Genomic DNA, 17367 nt, shown 5'->3' on the forward strand with positions numbered 1-17367 from the left:
GCCAAAAGTCCCTCTGCTCCCTGCTCCGAAGTCCCTGCTCCCTATTTAAAGAGTTAATTTTAGTTTTGTCCGACTACTTAGCTGATAGCACCTCAAGCAGCGTGCGCGTAGCGCATTAGCTGATAGCACCTCAAGCAGCGTGCGCGTAGCGCATTAGCTGATAGCTGACCGCTGACCGCTGATAGGGCGATCGCTGATAGGGCGATCGCCTCTTGTCGGGTGGGCAAATAGACATGATTCCTAATTAAATTGCCAAACTATCATAATTTGCACACCCTACCCTACCGAATGCGATCGCGTAGCGTGGCCCTATAGTTTAAAATAAGGGAAAAACCACTTAAATCAATTGGAGAAACCCCTTGGCAGCCCTTACCGACATTGGCTTGCCTGATCAGTACTGATGCCAATAGTAATCGTCCAGTCATTGCAGGAACTCGAACCTCTGTGCGCCGAATTGCTGGCCTATATAATCAAGGTAACAACGCGCTATGAAATAGCGAGACGATTACATCACCTAACAATCACTCAAATTTATGCCGCATTAACTTATTATCATGCTAACCGTCAGGAAATAGACGAAGATATCGCAGCCGAACAAACCGCCTATGAAGAACTGGCCAAACAACATTATCAGGCAACCAAACCCTAAACATGACACAGATTCGCCTTTATTTAGATGAAGATACCATGGATAGCGATCTGCATATCGGCCTTGCGTCTTCGCAACGTGAATGTTGTCTCGACAGGGGAAGCTCAAATGTAAGTATTCAGCTGTCAGCGAACAGCGATTAGCGCTACTTGAGATGCTACTTGAGGTGCTATCAGCTATTAGCTTATGGGCTATGGGCACGCTACTTTACGAATAGCTTTTGAATACAATAAGCTGGGAGCATGTCAAATTCGTAGAACAAATGTACTAAAATAACTCATGTACGCTATTAAAACCCTGAAAACACTGTAGTTCAAGCGTTCTCACCAAATTGACCGGCTCCCCATGCTCCCCCTATTACCTATTCCCCATTCCCCATTCCCCATTCCCCATTCCCCATTCCCCATTCCCCATTCCCCAGATAAGCGTACTAATGTTTCTGCATAAGTGACATGCTCCCGGTTAAATCCGCTATAATAGGAAGATAAAATAGGAATATCAAAGGCGCTAGATGCTGCCAATAGAGGTTCGGGAAAAAAGTCCTCGATTCGTACCTGGGCAAAATATCTATATAACTTTTCACCAATCCAACTCCCAAAAAACAGGTGAACATGAAAGATGCTGACTTGGTGAACTACACTCTGAGCTGTACACCCCTAAAAAACATTAACCAATAGTGCTGCTCACTGCTATATTCTGCTCGGCGCAACGAGCAGGACGGCTTGAGCTACCTTGTGGAAACTGGGAATTTTTGTTTTGGGTAAGCCTTCGATTCCCGGCAGAGCATAAAACCACTGGGAACTTCTTTAGTAGCTTCACAAATCATTACTTTTGCCTCTACTAATCAACCGCTATAACTATAGATTAATGCGATCTCCCAATCAAGCTTTTTAAGGTTTTTTTTAGATTACACCCCTTATGAGGCCAAAAAGTTAAGGTAGAATAGATTTTGTCAAGGTATTGTTAATTAATCTTTACCTTACCTTCAATCTCTTTAGGTGCGCTTTCCGCATCTAATTATTAAATTCGCCACGGGTCGCACCTGCTGTGATTGGCATTGACGATTTATACCCTTTGAGGACAGATGATTGAATGACTTGTGTTTGGGGAGCGGGTATCTGGCGATCGCCTTGCCAAGAAACACGATCGCCAAAACTAGGAAAATCTCAAAAGCATGAATTAGCAACCACTTTTACAACCAGTAACATTTTGTAACTAAGCCATTGACAAATGATACACAACCTTAACTTGTGACGAATGGGTGTATAGAGAAGGAGAGGGAGCAGGTCAAAGTTGCAGAACAGATGAACTATGTAGCATCAGAGCAAGGTTAAAAGACTAGTAGTTAAGTCCCCGTTTTTGATAACGATACTTAGCCACAATCGGATAAACTACATTACGGAGCCGGTTGAGAGCTCCCACAGGACGATGAACCACTAAGCCATTCCACGGGGAAAATCGCAGGTTTTCAGCAAAGTCGTATTGTTTGTCAAAATCGATGATCTGATGCTTGACGGTGAGGCGACCAACGGTAAAAAATGGTGATTTCTTCTCACTCCAACGAATTGTGACATCATCGATGGACATTTTCGGGTTGGTTTGGAATTGGATACCAAAGTCCCAGCAATAAAGAGCATCGGTTTTTGATAGTTGTTCGATCAGCTCATCTCGATAGTAATTGTCCGGTTTACTTTCATCCAATCCCAGAGCCTTGGCGCGATTGATGAAGGGAAGTTTAGGAATACCTGGTCGGGACTGATATCGCATGCTTTGATGGGGAGGCTGGCATGAAACAGGGGTAAACGCATATTTGATCACAGCGGGATACTCAACAGGAACTAGGCCCGGTTGAGACTGATCAAAATCTGATTTGAGTCCAAGGGCATAAGCAGAACCACTCCAATACCGTTCCGTTAATAAACTCTTTGGGGTTCGAGCTGTTACTTTAGCTAGGGCTAGCAATTGCCTGGGATGAGTCCTGAGCCACTTTTGGGCAGCTTGCTCTGACTCAACTATGGAGCCAAAAAATTCCTAATAATATTTGATGGTTTTGATAAAAAAGATCTTAGCATTTTGAACAATAATATCTTGAGTGTTTGGCTCGTAGCTTTGTTCTAAACTTTCTCCTTCAACACCAATCACTTTCACAGACATTGAGCGTGTGTCTGAGACATAGTCGTTTTCAACATTTGTTCGCCCATTAGCAAATCGCAGCTGAACAGGATATTGTTTTGGTGTCGCAAAAAGTCCTTGCTTGAGGGAAATCCCATTGAGTTGCTTTTGAGTAAGCCGAGTTCGTTTCGCCAGTTCGCTTTTAATGCTCTGTTCATCAAAATCAAAAATTTCTAGGTTTCCCTCCACCGAGGCGTGGGTTTTGGCATGGGTGTCTCGCAAAGCCCGTTCCTCATCCTTGTAAAGCTTATCCATCTGAATCATGACTTGCTCTGCTACAAGGTTGTAATAGTTTTGTTCGTCCTTTTCGGGATATTATGTAAATAGCTTCATGGTTATTTTTTTAGAGAAAAAAATCAGTAAGTTGTGGTGATAAAAACTCCGTTAGTATAGCAGCAGATTTGATTCGGTTACTGTCAAATTAAGTGAGCATATAGCTGGCGATTGAGACTCAAATTTTACTGAAATAAATGGTGATTTATCAATCAGAGAGCTGGAATTTTTACTTTAATTTTTCTTTGACAATACCCGATGCCTTGCTTACGGATTGTCAAATGTTACTTTATAGCTTTTATCCGGCTGTTGAGTATTGCGGTTTACCACATCTGAGAGAGTATTTGTGTTTTGTATTACTTCCCAACCGACGGGGGAAAAGGTTTCTTCGTTGAAGATATTTTCTGCCAACAGGGGATTGGTCAATGCTTGGGAAAACCCATCAATTGCTATCATTCGGGTAACCAGGGCACCTACTGCTGCATTTGGTGGCACATCCTCAGCATAGAGTCCCACATAGAATTCAATCTTGTTGACATCACCGTATAACCGTTTTAGTTCCCTTTGAGTATCTTCATCAGCTGTGATCTGATCGAAATCAGTCACCCGAGGAAACTGACACATTTCCCGGTAATCATTGTAGCTAGCCAGTTGAGCTTGACGACCTAAGTCGATACTTTTCAATTCAACAGGTATCAGGAATTCTGCCGTGTTGAACAAACCAATTTTGGTGCCTGGTTGGGAACAGGTCTCCTCAAACAATGGTCCCAAGCCTTTATTGATCAGCATCTCATTATTCCAGAGGCTATCCACCATCGGAATTTGCTTACTGTCATAGGTCAGAGTCTCGGGAAGGGCACTGTGCCAACGATATACCAAACTAAATTCCACTGTCATCCAATTCTGGCGATACCACTTCTGATTGGTAAACGCTGCAGGGTACAGCGGCGAAAAATTATGCCTCAGATAAGTTAGACTGTAGGGGAATTGAAGCTTTTAAAACCTTAAGCATATACCTTGGTACCATACTGGCTCGTTTGACTTTTTGACGAGTACTGCGTTTATAACTCGTTTCAAGATTGAGTAGATTGAGACTAAGCGCGCTTGAGTAAATCCATATTCTGTGGTGCATGCCCTGTACGAATCCGCGTCGCATCCTCCCCAAAGGTGACATCTAATACGAGCGTGGAGTTGGTTTTCAATGGACCAGTGTTGTCGGATTGCTAAGCCCGACGTGTTGAGGGGTGGTAAAGAAGTGAGGTAAAACATCACCTCACGGGTAGTCTTGTTCCTATGATGGCGGGTGCGAATAACCATTACAATGGTCTGTAATCCAGACCACTGGGACTGTTTGTACAAATCGAAGTCTATTTGAGCAAGAGTTACTGCCTTTGAAGTTACCGTAAGAGAGGGTCGCCTTTATGGGTGATCGGTTTTGTATAGAACCCATTTGAGATCTCAGTAATGGAGTAAAATAGGGAAAAAATGCCGTACTCAATTAGTCGAGGTGATCTTGAATGGGAAATAATCGAGCCTCTGTTGCCCAAAAAGAAGCAAACTAGACAACCATTGTGGAGTAAGAGGCAGATATTAGATGGTATCTTGTACCAACTCAAGAATGGTTGTAATTGGTGTGATTTACCTAAAGACTTACCTCCCTATTCCACAGTGTTTTGGTACTACAAACAGTGGCGTACGCAAGGAGTAATCGAAGAAATTAGGGACATCCTACATCGTCGAGTACGTGAGCAAGTAAAAAAAAAGGGCAATGGACAACCCTGATGATTATCGACTCCCAAGCAGTGAAAAACACCTGCAATGCCAGCATCTCTTCCAAAGGATTTTGTTTTTACAAAGCTACTAATGAAAGACATCTAGCAGTAGATACCTTGGGTTTCCCTTTTTTTAGTCACTGTACCAAAGCCTCGGTGTCTGACGATGTGGGATTAATTGAAATGTTGTCTAACCACATTGATTACTTCAAATCTAAACCCGTCAATATTGCCAAGATTACCATCTTACAAGACCGGCGGATATCACCGATGAAAAGCTGACACAGGAATTAGAGAAAATTTATCCTCAGATTATGACCAAAATTAGATTTAAGCTTTCGGCGAAACCATCCAAAGCTCAGAAGGAAAAAGAAGGTAAAAGTGGGTTTGTACCAGTCAAAGCTTGGTGGGGAATCGAAAGAACGAATTCGTGGATGGAAAGATCCAAGAGGTGCGACCCGTGGCGAATTTAATTGGCCGTTCGCGTTCGCGCAGCGTCGGCTTTGCCGAAAGCGTCGCCTACGGCGAACGGAAAGCGCACCTGAGGATTAACGCAATGCCATCTTTGTTCGCGTAGCGTGGCCTTTTGGCCAGGGTCGGTATTTCTCCGGTACTAGAGTCGCTTCGTCACGTAGGCGTCTGTCCTTACTCACTTCATTATTATACACTTTTCACGGCAGTGCGAGGGATTGCTCGCACTGCCGTGTCGCGTTTCCTCCCGGATAGGTTTGAGGAAAAGTGACTGTCCTAAACTAGGCTTCGACTGCTGTAACTTCTGACCCGGATTAAAATCGCGGGGCTACCACGCTCCCGCATTCTCCCGTGTGAGTGTGCCATCAGCTTTTTCCCCTGCCCTGTGTTCTTCAGTTGATCACTATGCTACAGCGCTTCCAAATCTTAATTTGTCAGAGACGATCCGCTACTGCCGGGGGAAGGGTCCTTAGCCATGAGTTAGACTAGCGTAAGCATTATCATCAATACCTAGGGCAAAAACTGTTCTTCATACTTACGCCATGGAGCTAAATACCCCTATCCTAATTACAGAAAGCAATTGTTCGCGTAGCGTGGCCTTTTGGCCAAGGTTTTATAAATATTTATTAATCAAGGCTTGACAAACGGCATTTTTGTTTAACTTGTCACCTAATACCTAACACCTAACACCTAACCCTCAAAACTAAATTGACACAGTACTAGCTTAGTTTGAGCCCCTGATTAGACCTGAGAGGCTCAAGGGTTGCCATAATTTTTGTAAAGTATAATGAATGATTTATTCGCAACTACATGGCTGATATAACTGCCTGGGTGAATCTCCTCACCCCCATACCATTCCTCCCCCCTGAACACCCTCTCCCATCCCTATTGGCAACAGCAACTGAAGCCACTGCTAATGAAGCAGAAAACGGGTCACTGGTTCTTGCAGGAGTGCTATTGAGTCTAGTGGTGATCTACTTCGCCAGTAAACTCGGAGGCGAAATTTGTGCTCGGATTAACTTACCACCGGTATTAGGGGAATTGGTCGGTGGTGTAGTTGTCGGGGTTTCTGCCCTAAATCTGCTAGTTTTCCCAGAAGGGGGCAGTGCGGCTAGCAATTCCGTAATGATGACCTTTCTCCAAACTACCGCTGGTCTAACCCCAGAAGCTACCAACTCAGTATTTCAGTCTACTAGCGAGGTGATTTCCGTCTTGGCGGAACTCGGCGTGATCATCTTGTTATTTGAAATTGGACTAGAGTCTGACCTCAAAGAACTGATCCGTGTTGGTCCGCAGGCCGCTGTGGTAGCTGTAGTTGGGGTGGTTGTTCCCTTTGCTGCTGGTACTGCTGGTTTAGCTTACCTATTTCATATTTCTGCTGTCCCTGCTATTTTCGCTGGTGCTGCCCTAACTGCCACTAGTATCGGGATTACCGCTAAAGTCCTAGCAGAAATTGGACAGCTCAGTTCTAAAGAAGGGCAAATTATCATTGGTGCTGCTGTACTCGATGATGTCTTAGGAATTATCGTCCTGGCTGTAGTGGCTAGTTTGGCAAAAACTGGGGAAGTCGTGATCACTAATGTGATCTATTTGATTATTAGTGCTGGTGTCTTCCTAGTTGGAGCAATTCTAATCGGTCGCTTCCTCGGTCCGTATTTCGTTGCCTTGGTCAAGGAAATGAAAACACGAGGTCAGGTATTACTGACAGCACTCATTTTTGCCTTTGTCTTGTCCTATATTGCCACAGCTATCCAATTAGAAGCCATTTTGGGAGCCTTTGCTGCTGGGCTAGTCTTGGCAGAGACGGATAAGCGTCGAGAATTGGAAGAACAGGTCTTACCAGTGGCAGATATACTTGTGCCGATCTTCTTTGTTACAGTGGGAGCCAAAACTGATTTGAGTGTCCTTAACCCAGCAGTTCCCAGTAATCGCGAGGGTTTGATCTTGGCAACTTTCCTGATTGTGGTGGCAATTCTTGGTAAGGTGATCACAGGATTGACAGTCTTTGGTCAATCAGGAATTAACCGTCTGGCTATTGGGGTTGGCATGATTCCCAGAGGTGAAGTGGGGCTAGTCTTTGCTGGTGTTGGTTCAGCAAGTGGTGCTCTTTCAGAAGCCACTGAAGCAGCGATTATCATGATGGTTATCTTAACGACTTTTATCGCTCCGCCTTTGTTGCGGTTGGTCTTTCAAGAGCCATCTGAGCAGGTGGAAACAGCTGGAGAGTCTTGAGACTTGTTCTAATGGTATCTGAGCTTGCTGATTAAAGACAATTATTGATGCAGGATTCTTGAAGAATCCTGTTCAATTTAGTTGATTGTGTATGCTTTAAGATTTGACAAAGCTAAGTGTGTTAACTAAAACCAAATTTTCGATTCAGAGCAACCCGTGTATACTGAAACTCTTGAAACTTAACCAAGCTACTCTACGTCCGAGTCTGTTAACGGTTTTAATCAGATGAATCAGATTAATCTGATTCATCAGACAGACTAGACATTGCTTGACTGGGCTATTAATTAGGGGTATTCATCGTGAGCGGTTAGGGATTAGCGGTTAACTATAGCCTACTCTAGGCAGCTGTTGGGGTCTAATACTTAACCGCTAACAGCTGGTATAACCAATTGCTATAACCAATTGCTATAACCAATTACCTAAGATACATGATACAGGAGTAAGAATTGTGAGGTTTCGCTGGCTACTGCTACTCTCCAGCTCTTTGACATTTTCTCTATTTTCATTGGCGGCTCAAGCCCGTGAACTACTATTTTGGCAATATGATCGCAATCAGAATCGCCTGGAATTTACGACTGATGTGGGTGTACAACCCACAGCCCAACTCATTTCTAATCCTACCCGGTTAGTCATTGATTTACCAGGAATTAACGTCGGAGGTCCATCAACAAATCAGCGTCTAAGCGGGGGGATTCGAGAAGTGCGAGTGGGTCAATTTGAGAGACAAACTACTCGGATTGTGGTTGAATTGGCTCCTGGTTACACTATAGACCCCCAGCAGGTAAAATTTCGGGGTATTAGCCCCAATCAGTGGACTGTACAATTACCTCAGCCTTATCGAGGGTCATTGCCGGTTCTGCCTAACCCAGCACCGCCATCTCTACCACCGGCTGAGCCACCGACCCGCACTCAATCCCCTCCACCACGGCCAACTATTCCGAGATCCAATCCAACTATTCCGAGATCCAATCCGGGGATTCGCCGACAAGGCTTTCAGATCAATAGAAATGGATTTTTTGTCAGTACCGATGGTGGGAAACCCATCATTCAAATCGAACGAAGTCGCAATAACCGCCGCATTAACATCGACCTAGAAGGGGTTACGATTGCCGAGAGTCTGTTAGGGGAAGATTTGGAGGTAAATCGCTACGGGGTTAGCAAAATCGAGTTTGAAAAGAAAAAAGAGTCCCCACCGATTGTCCGGATGACCCTGAATGTGGATAGTGACAGCCCTGATTGGCTAGCATCGTTCAGTGAAAGATTGGGGGGGGTGTTGATTTTCCCTAGGGGTGTCCCGGCTCAAAGGTTAGATAATGGACCAACATCCAAAGTGCCAACGAAACCGATTCAATCCCGTGGCTCGGCTAATACCGGTAAGTTAGCCACCATTGGGTCAGTGGAATTGGCTAGCAATCAGACTCAGCTGTTGATTAAAGCTAACCAACGGGTCAGAGCCACTAGCAAATGGGATCCTCGTTCAAAGGCTTACCAAATTACTATACCGAATGCCAAACTAGCTGAGAAGTTCAGTGGCCCTCAACTTAATACCACTAGTCCCGTATCAGAAGTGATGGTGCGACAGGAGGACAAAAACACGGTGCTGATTTTGGTACAGCCATCAAACGGTACCCGGATTGGTAGCCTCAATCAGCTCAATGATCAGCTGTTGGCTCTGCAACTGAGACCATTGATATCACGCAGGCCAACCAGGATACCCCCCCGCTCGATTCCTGTGCCACCGCCTAACTCGATTCCTGTGCCACCGCCTAACCGGACTCGCCCACCAATTCCCAGACGTCGGGTTCCCAAAGAGCGCCTGGTAGTGGTCATTGATGCCGGACACGGTGGCAAAGACCCTGGTGCTATTGGGCTTGGGGGTATACAAGAGAAGGATGTTAATTTGTCGATTTCCCGACAGGTGGAAGCGCTGTTGGAAAAACAGGGGATTCAGGTTGTCATGACTCGCTCAGATGACCGATTCATCAGTCTGAATGGACGAGTTCAAGTGGCAGAACGGACTGATGCTGATTTATTTGTAAGCATCCACGCCAATGCTATCGGGGGTAAGCGACCGGATGTGAATGGATTAGAGACTTACTACTACTCTACTGGTCAGAGTCTTGCCCAAACCATCCACTACACTATCTTGCGGAGCGTGGATGTTAGTGACCGACGTACCCGACGGGCGAGGTTTTATGTGCTCAGGAAAACCTCCATGCCAGCAGTTTTGGTAGAAGTTGGTTTTCTAACCGGCTATGAAGACTCAGCTAAACTGAAAACTGCCGCCTATCGCAGCCAGATGGCTAGAGCGATCGCTCGTGGCATCCTCCTATATATTCGGCAAAATCGGTTGACCTAAGTTGAGTTCTAATATTGTGTCAATTCTTAATTGATAATTGTTAACCTATAATCTAACGATTTTCTTGTTTTGAGCGAACCCAAGTAATCTGTTTCTTGCCCCTGGGTGGGTAGGTGCCAATTCTTAACCAATGATCAATAACCCAATTTTGATCTCTCGAACTCAACCCCAGAGTCGTCCCATCGGGATTTTCGACAGTGGTGTGGGGGGTCTGACTGTTCTGAGGGAACTATACAAACAACTACCATCCGAATCAATTATTTACTTTGCTGACACAGCACGGCTACCCTACGGTACCAGGTCTGCGGATGAAATCGTGCAGTTCGGCTTCGAGATTCTCAGCTGGATGGTGCGACAGGAGGTCAAAATGGTGGTGATGGCCTGCAATACCAGTTCGGCTCTGGCATTGGAAACTCTGCGTAGTGAGTTTGACATCCCAATTCTGGGGCTGATTCTACCGGGTGCCCGTGCGGCAGTCCACCAAGGTCGTCGCGTTGGGGTGATTGCTACACCAGCTACGGCTGCCAGCAATGCTTATCGAAATGCTATTTTGGAGGTTGAACCAACTGCTCAGGTATGGCAAGTGGGTTGTCCGGAGTTTGTGCCATTAGTGGAGCAAAATCGCTTGTGCGAACCCTACACTAAAGCGATAGCACGGCAGTACCTAGAACCTTTGCTAGCAGCCCAAATCGATACCCTAGTTTATGGCTGTACTCATTATCCCCATCTAGAACCGATCCTGCGGGAAATATTACCCCCAGACGTTAAATTGGTAGACCCAGCGAAATACGTTGTTGCTGCTGCTGCTCAAGAACTGGATTTAATTGGAGGGAAGAATACTGGTGAGGCAAGACCAACTCGCTTTGGGGTCAGCGGTTGTCCTCAACAGTTTGCCCAACAGTCCCTACAATGGCTGGGTTACACTCCAACAGTTGAAAAAATACACCTACCACAGGTGTCAATCCCTACAATACCTTTAGGTGCGACCTCTGGCGAATTTAATTCGCCAAGGTCAAGCGCACCTTTAGAATCGGTAGATTGACCATTGAACTTCCCCATCCGTCGCAGGAATGGGGTATCCTTTGCACAACCTAATTGGCTGTTATCGACCTGGGCGTAACTTTCCCCCGCACGGTCGGTAGCTGAGTAGGGTCAATACCCAGTTTTTGAGACCCTTACTTTTTATATTAACACTATTTGAGAGTAAAAATTCATCCTCAGAGACGAAACCTTAGGATAGTGGAGCCTTAATCAAAAAGTTTTAACCCTTTTATGAATAGCCGACTAACCATAAAGGCTCCACTATCCTTACGGTAACTTTAAGACCTAATAGGACGGGGTATTCTTTTCCCTCTCAAACTCTCCCACTCTGATAATAGACCGATTTTTTTCACTATAAATTTGGTTGTGGAGGCAATTGTCACCGCATCCCATTTCTCTTAGGTGAAGTCCTTGCTCACAGGCGACTTCACCTAAGTTAGTTATTATCAAGATTAATTTTTCGCAATTTTTTCGATCACTTTAACCCCTTTAACTCACCCTAGATCTAAATCAAGCTAAATCAAGGTTTGGCTCGGCTTGTCATATCATCTCCGGATAATTACCCTTAATAATCTGTCGCCCACGGGAACGCGCACCAAGAGACGGGAAAGGGGAATTACTCGTTTTGTAAATTTTTGTTTCAAACTTATCACAATTAACGTAAAAGCGAAAACTCACGCTGAAGACTAACTTAGTAACTCAAAACCCTAGTGGTTGAGTAAGCAGTCAGCTATGAGCTTAGTCAAGAAACAGAGTCAACTCATGGGATTTTTTTCCTGGGAGACTCTTGTATCTTAAAATCTGGTTTGTCGCTTATTTTGACCCATTACCAATTGCGAATTACTAATTTACCCTTAACCTTTCCCAATAAAAATTAGGGATATAATAATTAGTAAAGCAGATTTTATCGCCAATAACGTTACGTTTATTTTATAAGTCATCTAACTATGTCAGCTCTAACTATTAAAGACATCAACACCGATAGCCTTTCTGTAGAAGAACGCTATGCACTTGACATTATAGTCAACCTGCCAGTGCCTCAGGTTAGTAAACTCCAAGAATTAATGGAATTGGAGGTAGAAGACGTTATTAGCCCTATAATTTTAGAAAATTTTATTGAACTGTGTAAAGAATGCGGCTTGGACTTGTCTGAGGCAGGAGTCAATAAGTTTAAAGATGCTAACAAACTTGGTAATACTGGAGCTGTCAGAGGAATTATTGGTCCTCAAACGGCTCAGTTTTACTTTGATGCTATCATCAATAAAGTAACACCAGAGTTGCCCCCAGGTACCGATCGAAATATTAACCAAGCTGGTTTAGATCTGGTTAAAGAGTTTGAAGGACTCCATAAAAGGTGCCCCGATGGCAGAGTAGAAGCTTATATCGATCCGGTGGGAATTCCTACTATTGGATGGGGTCATACAGCTGGTGTTCGCATAGGAGATATCATCACTGTTGAGCAAGCGGAAAAATTGCTCAGACAAGATTTAGAAAGTTCTGAATCTACGGTGAGTAATCTTGTCAAAGTATCACTGACTGATAATCAATTCTCTGCTCTAGTTAGCTTTGTGTTCAATATAGGACCAACAGCGTTTAGGCGCTCTACATTGTTACGTAAGTTGAATCAGGGTGATGTTCAAGGGGCGGCCAATGAGTTTCTTCGTTGGAACAAGGGTGGTGGTCGAGTCCTATTAGGCTTGAGCAAACGCAGAGAAGCGGAGCGTAAACTGTTTCTGAGCTAAGTCAAATTGAACGCGATTGCGTGGCCTTTTGGCCAAGGTTAAATGTTAAAGGTTGAAGGTTGCAGGTTGCAGGTTGCAGGTTTAAAGGTTTAAAGGTTGAAGGTTGAACGCGATTGCGTGGCCTTTTGGCCAAGGTTGAAGGTTAAAGGTTGCAGGTTTAAGGTTGTCAGCCAAGGCTAGACCTAATCCCTAACCCCTCTAAGTTTGGCAAAATGTATAATAAAAGACCTATCACCCAGTAAGGTCATTACTCACCTTACTAAACCAAAAGTTTATTTGGGCTACAGGCATGACCAAACAAGCACCTACCTCCTTGCTTTCCCTAAACGTGGCACCGACTCAAGTACTGCGTTGTCCGTTGGAAGACTCAGGAAATGCGATCGCACGGCTGGGAAATCGTCCTTTGATTGTAGGAGGCCAGCATACTCTGGCTACCCTAGCCTCATCACTGGAATCGGTTTTGGAACAGCATCAACTCAGTTATGAATGCGCATCCTACAGTCCTGATTGTAGTGAGAAGTCTTTAGCTAAACTCTCAGAAGCCGTTGCTGCTCATCAATCTGACTTAATTATTGGGATTGGTGGTGGTAAGGCGTTGGATATTGCTAAAATCCTAGCGCACCAGTGCCAGTTACCTGTAGTCACTGTACCCACCTCTGCTGCTACCTGTGCCGCTTGGACAGCTCTATCTAATATCTATTCTGACCAGGGGGCTTTCCTGTACGATGTTGGACTTGACCATTGCCCAGATTTATTGGTACTTGATTACAGCTTGATTCAGACAGCGCCCCAACGTACCCTAGTTGCCGGAATTGGTGATGCCTTAGCGAAGTGGTACGAAGCTTCAGTTAGTAGTGGTAGCGCTACAGATACTCTAATTATTGCGGCTGTCCAACAGGCAAGGGTATTGCGAGATATTTTGTTCCAAAAGTCCGTTGATGCTCTAACCCAACCTGGTAGTGAAGTTTGGCGGGAAGTTGTTGATGCAACAGTTTTACTGGCTGGTGTGATTGGGGGCTTGGGAGGAGCTCGATGTCGTACTGTTGCTGCCCATGCTGTACATAATGGTTTAACTCATATCCCAGCAGCTCACGATTCTTTACATGGTGAAAAGGTGGCTTATGGCATTTTGGTGCAGCTGCGTTTGGAAGAAATGCTTCAGGGGAACCAACTGGCAGCATCAGCACGGCAACAGTTGCTGAAGTTTTATGCTGAGCTTGGTTTGCCCCAAACTCTCCAAGACCTGGGATTGGGGTCGATTACCTTGGCTCAGTTACAGAAAGCAGCTGAGATTGCCTGTGGGGAAAATTCTGATATTCATCGGCTACCGTTTAAGGTGCTTCCAGAACAGCTGATGGCAGCAATGGTTTCTACTAGGGTCCTAGTTGAGGGGAGTCGTAAGGAGTTAAGTTTGCCAGCGGTTGAAGGTTGTTCGCGTAGCGTGGCCAAAGGCCAAGGTTGTCTGTCAGAATGAAAAATGAAGAATGAAGAATGAAGAATGAAGAATGAAGAATGAAGAATGAAGAATGAAGAATTTGGAATTACACATTCTTCATTCAACAATGTTGTTCGCCCCGTATTCGGTGTAGTGTAGGTTCCACCTTGTCAGGTTGCCGGTTGCCGGTTGTTCGCCCCGTATTCGGTGTAGGGTAGGTTGTCTGTCAGAATGCAGAATTAATTCTTAATTCTTAATTCTTAATTCTTAATTCAAAAATTTTGAAGGTTGCCGGTTGCAGATTTTGAGCTCAAACCTGATAACCTTTAATATTACTAGCATTTTCCCATACACTGGCTCTCAACTCCTTCCCGTAGCGTGGCCTTTTGGCCAAAGTCAAAAATTATAGGTCTTGACCTTCAACCGGCTAACTTCCAAACCTGACACTGATGATGGTAGATTTGATTACCCCAGCACAACGACTAAGCGCACTCCCTCCCTATGTATTTGCTCGTTTAGATGAATTAAAAGCAAGAGCCCGTGAGCAAGGGCTAGATTTGATAGACTTAGGGATGGGTAATCCTGATGGTTCAGCACCCCAGCCGGTGATCGAAGCAGCGATCGCAGCCTTAAAAAATCCCGCTAACCACGGTTATCCTCCGTTTGAGGGGACTGCTAGTTTCCGTCGGGCAATTACGAATTGGTATCACCGCCGCTATGATGTGGAGCTAGACCCAGACAGTGAAGCTTTACCTCTGTTAGGGTCTAAGGAAGGACTAGCTCACCTAGCCTTAGCCTATGTGAATCCGGGAGATTTGATTTTAGTACCTTCTCCTGCTTATCCAGTACACTTCCGGGGTCCGTTGATTGCTGGGGGGGAAATTCACAGTTTGGTTTTGAAACCGGAAAATGATTGGCTGATTGATTTAGGTGCGATTCCGGATCAGGTTGCCCAACGAGCTAAGATCCTCTATTTTAACTATCCAAGTAATCCAACCACCGCTACCGCCCCAAGGGAGTTTTTTGAAGAAATTGTTGCGTTTGCCCGTCGGTACTCAATTCTGCTGGTACATGACTTATGTTACGCCGAATTAGCATTTGATGGCTATCAGCCTACTAGTTTGCTGGAAATTACTGGCGCTAAAGATATTGGGGTAGAATTCCATACCCTATCCAAAACTTATAATATGGCTGGCTGGCGCGTTGGCTTTGTAGTGGGGAATAGCCGCATTATTCAAGGGTTGCGTACCTTAAAAACTAATCTGGACTATGGCATCTTTGCTGCCTTACAAACTGCTGCTGAAGCGGCCTTGCAACTGTCAGATGTTTACCTTCAAGACGTCCAAAACCGTTACCGCCGCCGCCGAGATTTCATGATTGAGGGTTTGGCAGAATTGGGTTGGCAGATTCCTAAGTCCAAGGCAACCATGTATCTGTGGGTTCCTTGCCCAGTAGGGGTAGGTTCAACGGATTTTGCCCTGGATGTTTTACAGCAAACTGGAGTAGTCCTCACGCCGGGAAATGCTTTTGGCATCGGGGGTGAAGGGTATGTGCGGATTAGCTTGATTGCGGAATGCGATCGCTTGGGTGAAGCCCTCAATCGGTTGAAACAAGCTAATATCCGCTACCAAGCCCAATCAATGGTAAAGGTTGAAGGTTGAAGGTTCGAGGTTGTAGGTTGCAGGTTCGAGGTTGCAGGTTGCAGGTTGCAGGTTGTAAGTAGGTGCAGGTAAGTGAACTCAAGAACTGTTGGGGGGATTATATCAAATCTGGTAGCATCGGTTGACAACTTGCAATTGCCTCAATTGACTCTCTCCCCATCTCCCCATCTTCCCATCAATGTTTACAATATTACTTCCCGCAACTGCCAATCTTGGTCACCCCTTCAGGTAATATACTTGAACACCAATTTTTATAAAGGGTCTTCTGGGGTGTGAACATAATCGTGAAGAACAATAGCCTTCGGACAGGGGTAGCGATTGGCCTTTGGCCACGCTACGCGATCGCTTTTTTGTGGATGGCAACAAGTACTGGTAATGCTGTTGCTGAATTAGTCATGATTGAGCAACAGGTTAAAGAGGATTAAGGCAACCTCTCGTTGTCCAGTACACAAGTAATATCAAGTCTGGTTGAATACCCATAATTAATGGAGAGTGTGGGGAGATGGGGAGATGGGGAGATGGGGAGATGGGAACCCACCCCTAACCCCTCCCAGGAGGGGAATATGGGGAGATGGGGGAGATTTTTATTAAGGGTAATTATCCTGACATGATATAACTTTTTTATTTGAATTGTGAACATACTCCCTTAAGCAAAAGCAAGGTAAGCATTAGCTGTTCCCGTAGCGTGCGCGTAGCGCATATGCTGTTGGCGTAGCCTGCGCGTAGCGCATATGCTTACGTTTTTATTATATATAATATTAAAAAAATTAAATGGGTTTACCCTGCACTATATACTTTTTTAATTAATTTTTTCAAATCATCCCTCTCAAAAAGCTCAATTTGATTACTAGCTGCCAGTTCTTTGGCATTTTCTGTAAACTTACTATTAGTGATAACTAGTCCCAGGTTCGCCTGATAATAGCCAATTGCCCCTGTTACTTCCTGAATGGCCTTAATCCCTACGCTACCTTGTTGTCTCTTGGCTTGAACAACAGCCTTGATCTCCCCTTTTTGAATTACCATATCGGCTCCATAATCCCCACTTGCCTTAGTGCTACTCACTTGGTAGCCCAGTTGCTTAAATAATTTAGCCAGATATTCTTCAAACTCCCTCCCCTTCATGTTATCAATTGCATCTAACTGTTCATCAATATCCTGTTTCGATGCACGGCTATCCTCAACCGAAGATTTCCCATTATTCACTTCTGCTTTGACTTTGCGTTTTAAATCACCTTTATATTTATTTTTACCTATATTATCATAAGATGATGACTTCGATGCCCGCCTATCCTCAACCGAAGATTTACCATTATTCACTTCTTCTTTGAGTTTGCGTTTCAAATCAGCAGAAACCATTAACCGTTCAATCTCTTTACAGAGAGATGCTTTAGATTCTCCTTCTTGTTGGCGCTGTTTATATATTCCAACCAGTAACGCTTCAAGTCCGAATTTCGATAAGCCATCAGCAGCTATTCCCACCACCCCAAGGAAAGCAATGCCTCCGATCATTCCGAATGGACCTAACATTGCCAAAGCCGCTGTGATCGCTGCTGCTCCAGT

General features: G+C 44.8%; 19 protein-coding genes and 1 pseudogene. 12 read left to right on the forward strand and 8 right to left on the reverse strand.

Annotated elements, in window-relative coordinates; all coding sequences use genetic code 11:
• Positions 1 to 281: 281 nt before the first annotated feature.
• Complete coding sequence (locus F6K49_RS26525; RefSeq protein WP_293047441.1) at positions 282 to 407, reverse strand: hypothetical protein; 126 nt, start codon at positions 405 to 407, stop codon at positions 282 to 284.
• On the opposite strand from F6K49_RS26525, the gene F6K49_RS26530 reads away from it, so the two are divergent.
• Positions 401 to 649, forward strand: a complete 249-nt coding sequence (locus tag F6K49_RS26530; protein WP_293047443.1) for a hypothetical protein — start codon at positions 401 to 403, stop codon at positions 647 to 649. The two genes, F6K49_RS26525 and F6K49_RS26530, sit on opposite strands and share 7 nt — an antisense overlap.
• Positions 650 to 972: 323 nt before the next feature.
• Here F6K49_RS26530 and F6K49_RS26535 read toward each other — a convergent pair whose 3' ends face one another.
• Positions 973 to 1170: a hypothetical protein gene (locus F6K49_RS26535; RefSeq protein WP_293017308.1), complete on the reverse strand. Its 198-nt coding sequence runs from the start codon at positions 1168 to 1170 to the stop codon at positions 973 to 975.
• 571 nt (positions 1171 to 1741) lie between these two features.
• Here F6K49_RS26535 and F6K49_RS26540 point away from each other — a divergent pair.
• Positions 1742 to 1864 carry a hypothetical protein gene (locus F6K49_RS26540; RefSeq protein WP_293017309.1) on the forward strand — a complete coding sequence of 41 codons (123 nt, stop codon included), beginning with the start codon at positions 1742 to 1744 and terminating at the stop codon, positions 1862 to 1864.
• Positions 1865 to 1987: 123 nt separating this feature from the next.
• On the opposite strand, the gene F6K49_RS26545 is transcribed toward F6K49_RS26540, so the two are convergent.
• From F6K49_RS26545 to F6K49_RS26560, 4 genes and pseudogenes are all read right to left on the reverse strand, one after another.
• The gene (locus tag F6K49_RS26545; RefSeq protein ID WP_293017310.1) at positions 1988 to 2611 is read right to left on the reverse strand and encodes a hypothetical protein; all 624 of its coding nucleotides are present in this window, start codon (positions 2609 to 2611) and stop codon (positions 1988 to 1990) included.
• Positions 2612 to 2680: 69 nt separating this feature from the next.
• The gene (locus F6K49_RS26550) at positions 2681 to 3085 is read right to left on the reverse strand and encodes a hypothetical protein (protein ID WP_293017311.1); all 405 of its coding nucleotides are present in this window, start codon (positions 3083 to 3085) and stop codon (positions 2681 to 2683) included.
• Between the two features lie 276 nt (positions 3086 to 3361).
• Positions 3362 to 3991 carry a peroxidase family protein gene (locus F6K49_RS26555; RefSeq protein WP_293017312.1) on the reverse strand — a complete coding sequence of 210 codons (630 nt, stop codon included), beginning with the start codon at positions 3989 to 3991 and terminating at the stop codon, positions 3362 to 3364.
• 184 nt (positions 3992 to 4175) lie between these two features.
• Positions 4176 to 4318, reverse strand: a pseudogene (locus F6K49_RS26560) (ISAs1 family transposase); the annotation flags it as partial.
• A 261-nt stretch (positions 4319 to 4579) separates the two neighbouring features.
• Here F6K49_RS26560 and F6K49_RS26565 point away from each other — a divergent pair.
• The 7 genes from F6K49_RS26565 (at position 4580) to F6K49_RS26595 (ending at position 12711) form a co-directional block, all read left to right on the forward strand.
• On the forward strand, positions 4580 to 4876 hold the full coding sequence (locus F6K49_RS26565; protein WP_293017313.1) for a transposase: 297 nt from the start codon (positions 4580 to 4582) through the stop codon (positions 4874 to 4876).
• Positions 4876 to 5148, forward strand: a complete 273-nt coding sequence (locus F6K49_RS26570) for a hypothetical protein (protein ID WP_293017314.1) — start codon at positions 4876 to 4878, stop codon at positions 5146 to 5148. Before F6K49_RS26565 ends, F6K49_RS26570 begins: the two co-directional genes overlap by 1 nt.
• Positions 5149 to 5180: 32 nt before the next feature.
• Positions 5181 to 5339 carry a hypothetical protein gene (locus F6K49_RS26575; protein ID WP_293017315.1) on the forward strand — a complete coding sequence of 53 codons (159 nt, stop codon included), beginning with the start codon at positions 5181 to 5183 and terminating at the stop codon, positions 5337 to 5339.
• An 808-nt stretch (positions 5340 to 6147) separates the two neighbouring features.
• Entirely contained in the window at positions 6148 to 7569 is a 1422-nt protein-coding gene (locus F6K49_RS26580) for a cation:proton antiporter (protein ID WP_293017316.1), read from the forward strand.
• A 448-nt stretch (positions 7570 to 8017) separates the two neighbouring features.
• Entirely contained in the window at positions 8018 to 9928 is a 1911-nt protein-coding gene (locus tag F6K49_RS26585) for an N-acetylmuramoyl-L-alanine amidase (RefSeq protein WP_293079604.1), read from the forward strand.
• 130 nt (positions 9929 to 10058) lie between these two features.
• On the forward strand, positions 10059 to 10970 hold the full coding sequence (murI, locus tag F6K49_RS26590; protein ID WP_293017318.1) for a glutamate racemase: 912 nt from the start codon (positions 10059 to 10061) through the stop codon (positions 10968 to 10970).
• 946 nt (positions 10971 to 11916) lie between these two features.
• Complete coding sequence (locus tag F6K49_RS26595) at positions 11917 to 12711, forward strand: lysozyme (RefSeq protein ID WP_293017319.1); 795 nt, start codon at positions 11917 to 11919, stop codon at positions 12709 to 12711.
• Position 12712: 1 nt separating this feature from the next.
• Here F6K49_RS26595 and F6K49_RS26600 read toward each other — a convergent pair whose 3' ends face one another.
• Positions 12713 to 12844 (reverse strand): hypothetical protein, encoded by a 132-nt coding sequence (locus F6K49_RS26600; protein ID WP_293017320.1) that lies wholly within the window; start codon positions 12842 to 12844, stop codon positions 12713 to 12715.
• Between the two features lie 156 nt (positions 12845 to 13000).
• Between F6K49_RS26600 and F6K49_RS26605 the strand changes: the two genes are divergently transcribed.
• The 3 genes from F6K49_RS26605 (at position 13001) to F6K49_RS26615 (ending at position 16232) form a co-directional block, all read left to right on the forward strand.
• On the forward strand, positions 13001 to 14185 hold the full coding sequence (locus F6K49_RS26605) for an iron-containing alcohol dehydrogenase family protein (RefSeq protein WP_293101416.1): 1185 nt from the start codon (positions 13001 to 13003) through the stop codon (positions 14183 to 14185).
• A 410-nt stretch (positions 14186 to 14595) separates the two neighbouring features.
• Positions 14596 to 15807, forward strand: coding sequence for an aspartate aminotransferase (locus tag F6K49_RS26610; RefSeq protein ID WP_293101419.1), 1212 nt, complete (start codon positions 14596 to 14598; stop codon positions 15805 to 15807).
• A 284-nt stretch (positions 15808 to 16091) separates the two neighbouring features.
• On the forward strand, positions 16092 to 16232 hold the full coding sequence (locus tag F6K49_RS26615; protein WP_293101422.1) for a hypothetical protein: 141 nt from the start codon (positions 16092 to 16094) through the stop codon (positions 16230 to 16232).
• A 352-nt stretch (positions 16233 to 16584) separates the two neighbouring features.
• On the opposite strand, the gene F6K49_RS26620 is transcribed toward F6K49_RS26615, so the two are convergent.
• Positions 16585 to 17367, reverse strand: a 783-nt coding sequence (locus F6K49_RS26620; RefSeq protein ID WP_293101425.1) for a restriction endonuclease, incomplete at its 5' end; no start/stop codon positions are given.

This window comes from Moorena sp. SIO3I6 (genome assembly GCF_010672095.1).

Coding starts and splice junctions, on each gene's coding strand:
- F6K49_RS26595 (WP_293017319.1), top strand. CDS start 11,917: ATGTCAGCTCTAACTATTAAAGACATCAACACCGATAGCCTTTCTGTA.
- F6K49_RS26550 (WP_293017311.1), bottom strand. CDS start 3,085: ATGATTCAGATGGATAAGCTTTACAAGGATGAGGAACGGGCTTTGCGA.
- F6K49_RS26610 (WP_293101419.1), top strand. CDS start 14,596: ATGATGGTAGATTTGATTACCCCAGCACAACGACTAAGCGCACTCCCT.
- F6K49_RS26605 (WP_293101416.1), top strand. CDS start 13,001: ATGACCAAACAAGCACCTACCTCCTTGCTTTCCCTAAACGTGGCACCG.
- F6K49_RS26540 (WP_293017309.1), top strand. CDS start 1,742: ATGACTTGTGTTTGGGGAGCGGGTATCTGGCGATCGCCTTGCCAAGAA.
- F6K49_RS26565 (WP_293017313.1), top strand. CDS start 4,580: ATGCCGTACTCAATTAGTCGAGGTGATCTTGAATGGGAAATAATCGAG.
- F6K49_RS26530 (WP_293047443.1), top strand. CDS start 401: ATGCCAATAGTAATCGTCCAGTCATTGCAGGAACTCGAACCTCTGTGC.
- F6K49_RS26570 (WP_293017314.1), top strand. CDS start 4,876: ATGATTATCGACTCCCAAGCAGTGAAAAACACCTGCAATGCCAGCATC.
- F6K49_RS26555 (WP_293017312.1), bottom strand. CDS start 3,991: ATGACAGTGGAATTTAGTTTGGTATATCGTTGGCACAGTGCCCTTCCC.
- F6K49_RS26580 (WP_293017316.1), top strand. CDS start 6,148: ATGGCTGATATAACTGCCTGGGTGAATCTCCTCACCCCCATACCATTC.
- F6K49_RS26575 (WP_293017315.1), top strand. CDS start 5,181: ATGACCAAAATTAGATTTAAGCTTTCGGCGAAACCATCCAAAGCTCAG.
- murI (WP_293017318.1), top strand. CDS start 10,059: ATGATCAATAACCCAATTTTGATCTCTCGAACTCAACCCCAGAGTCGT.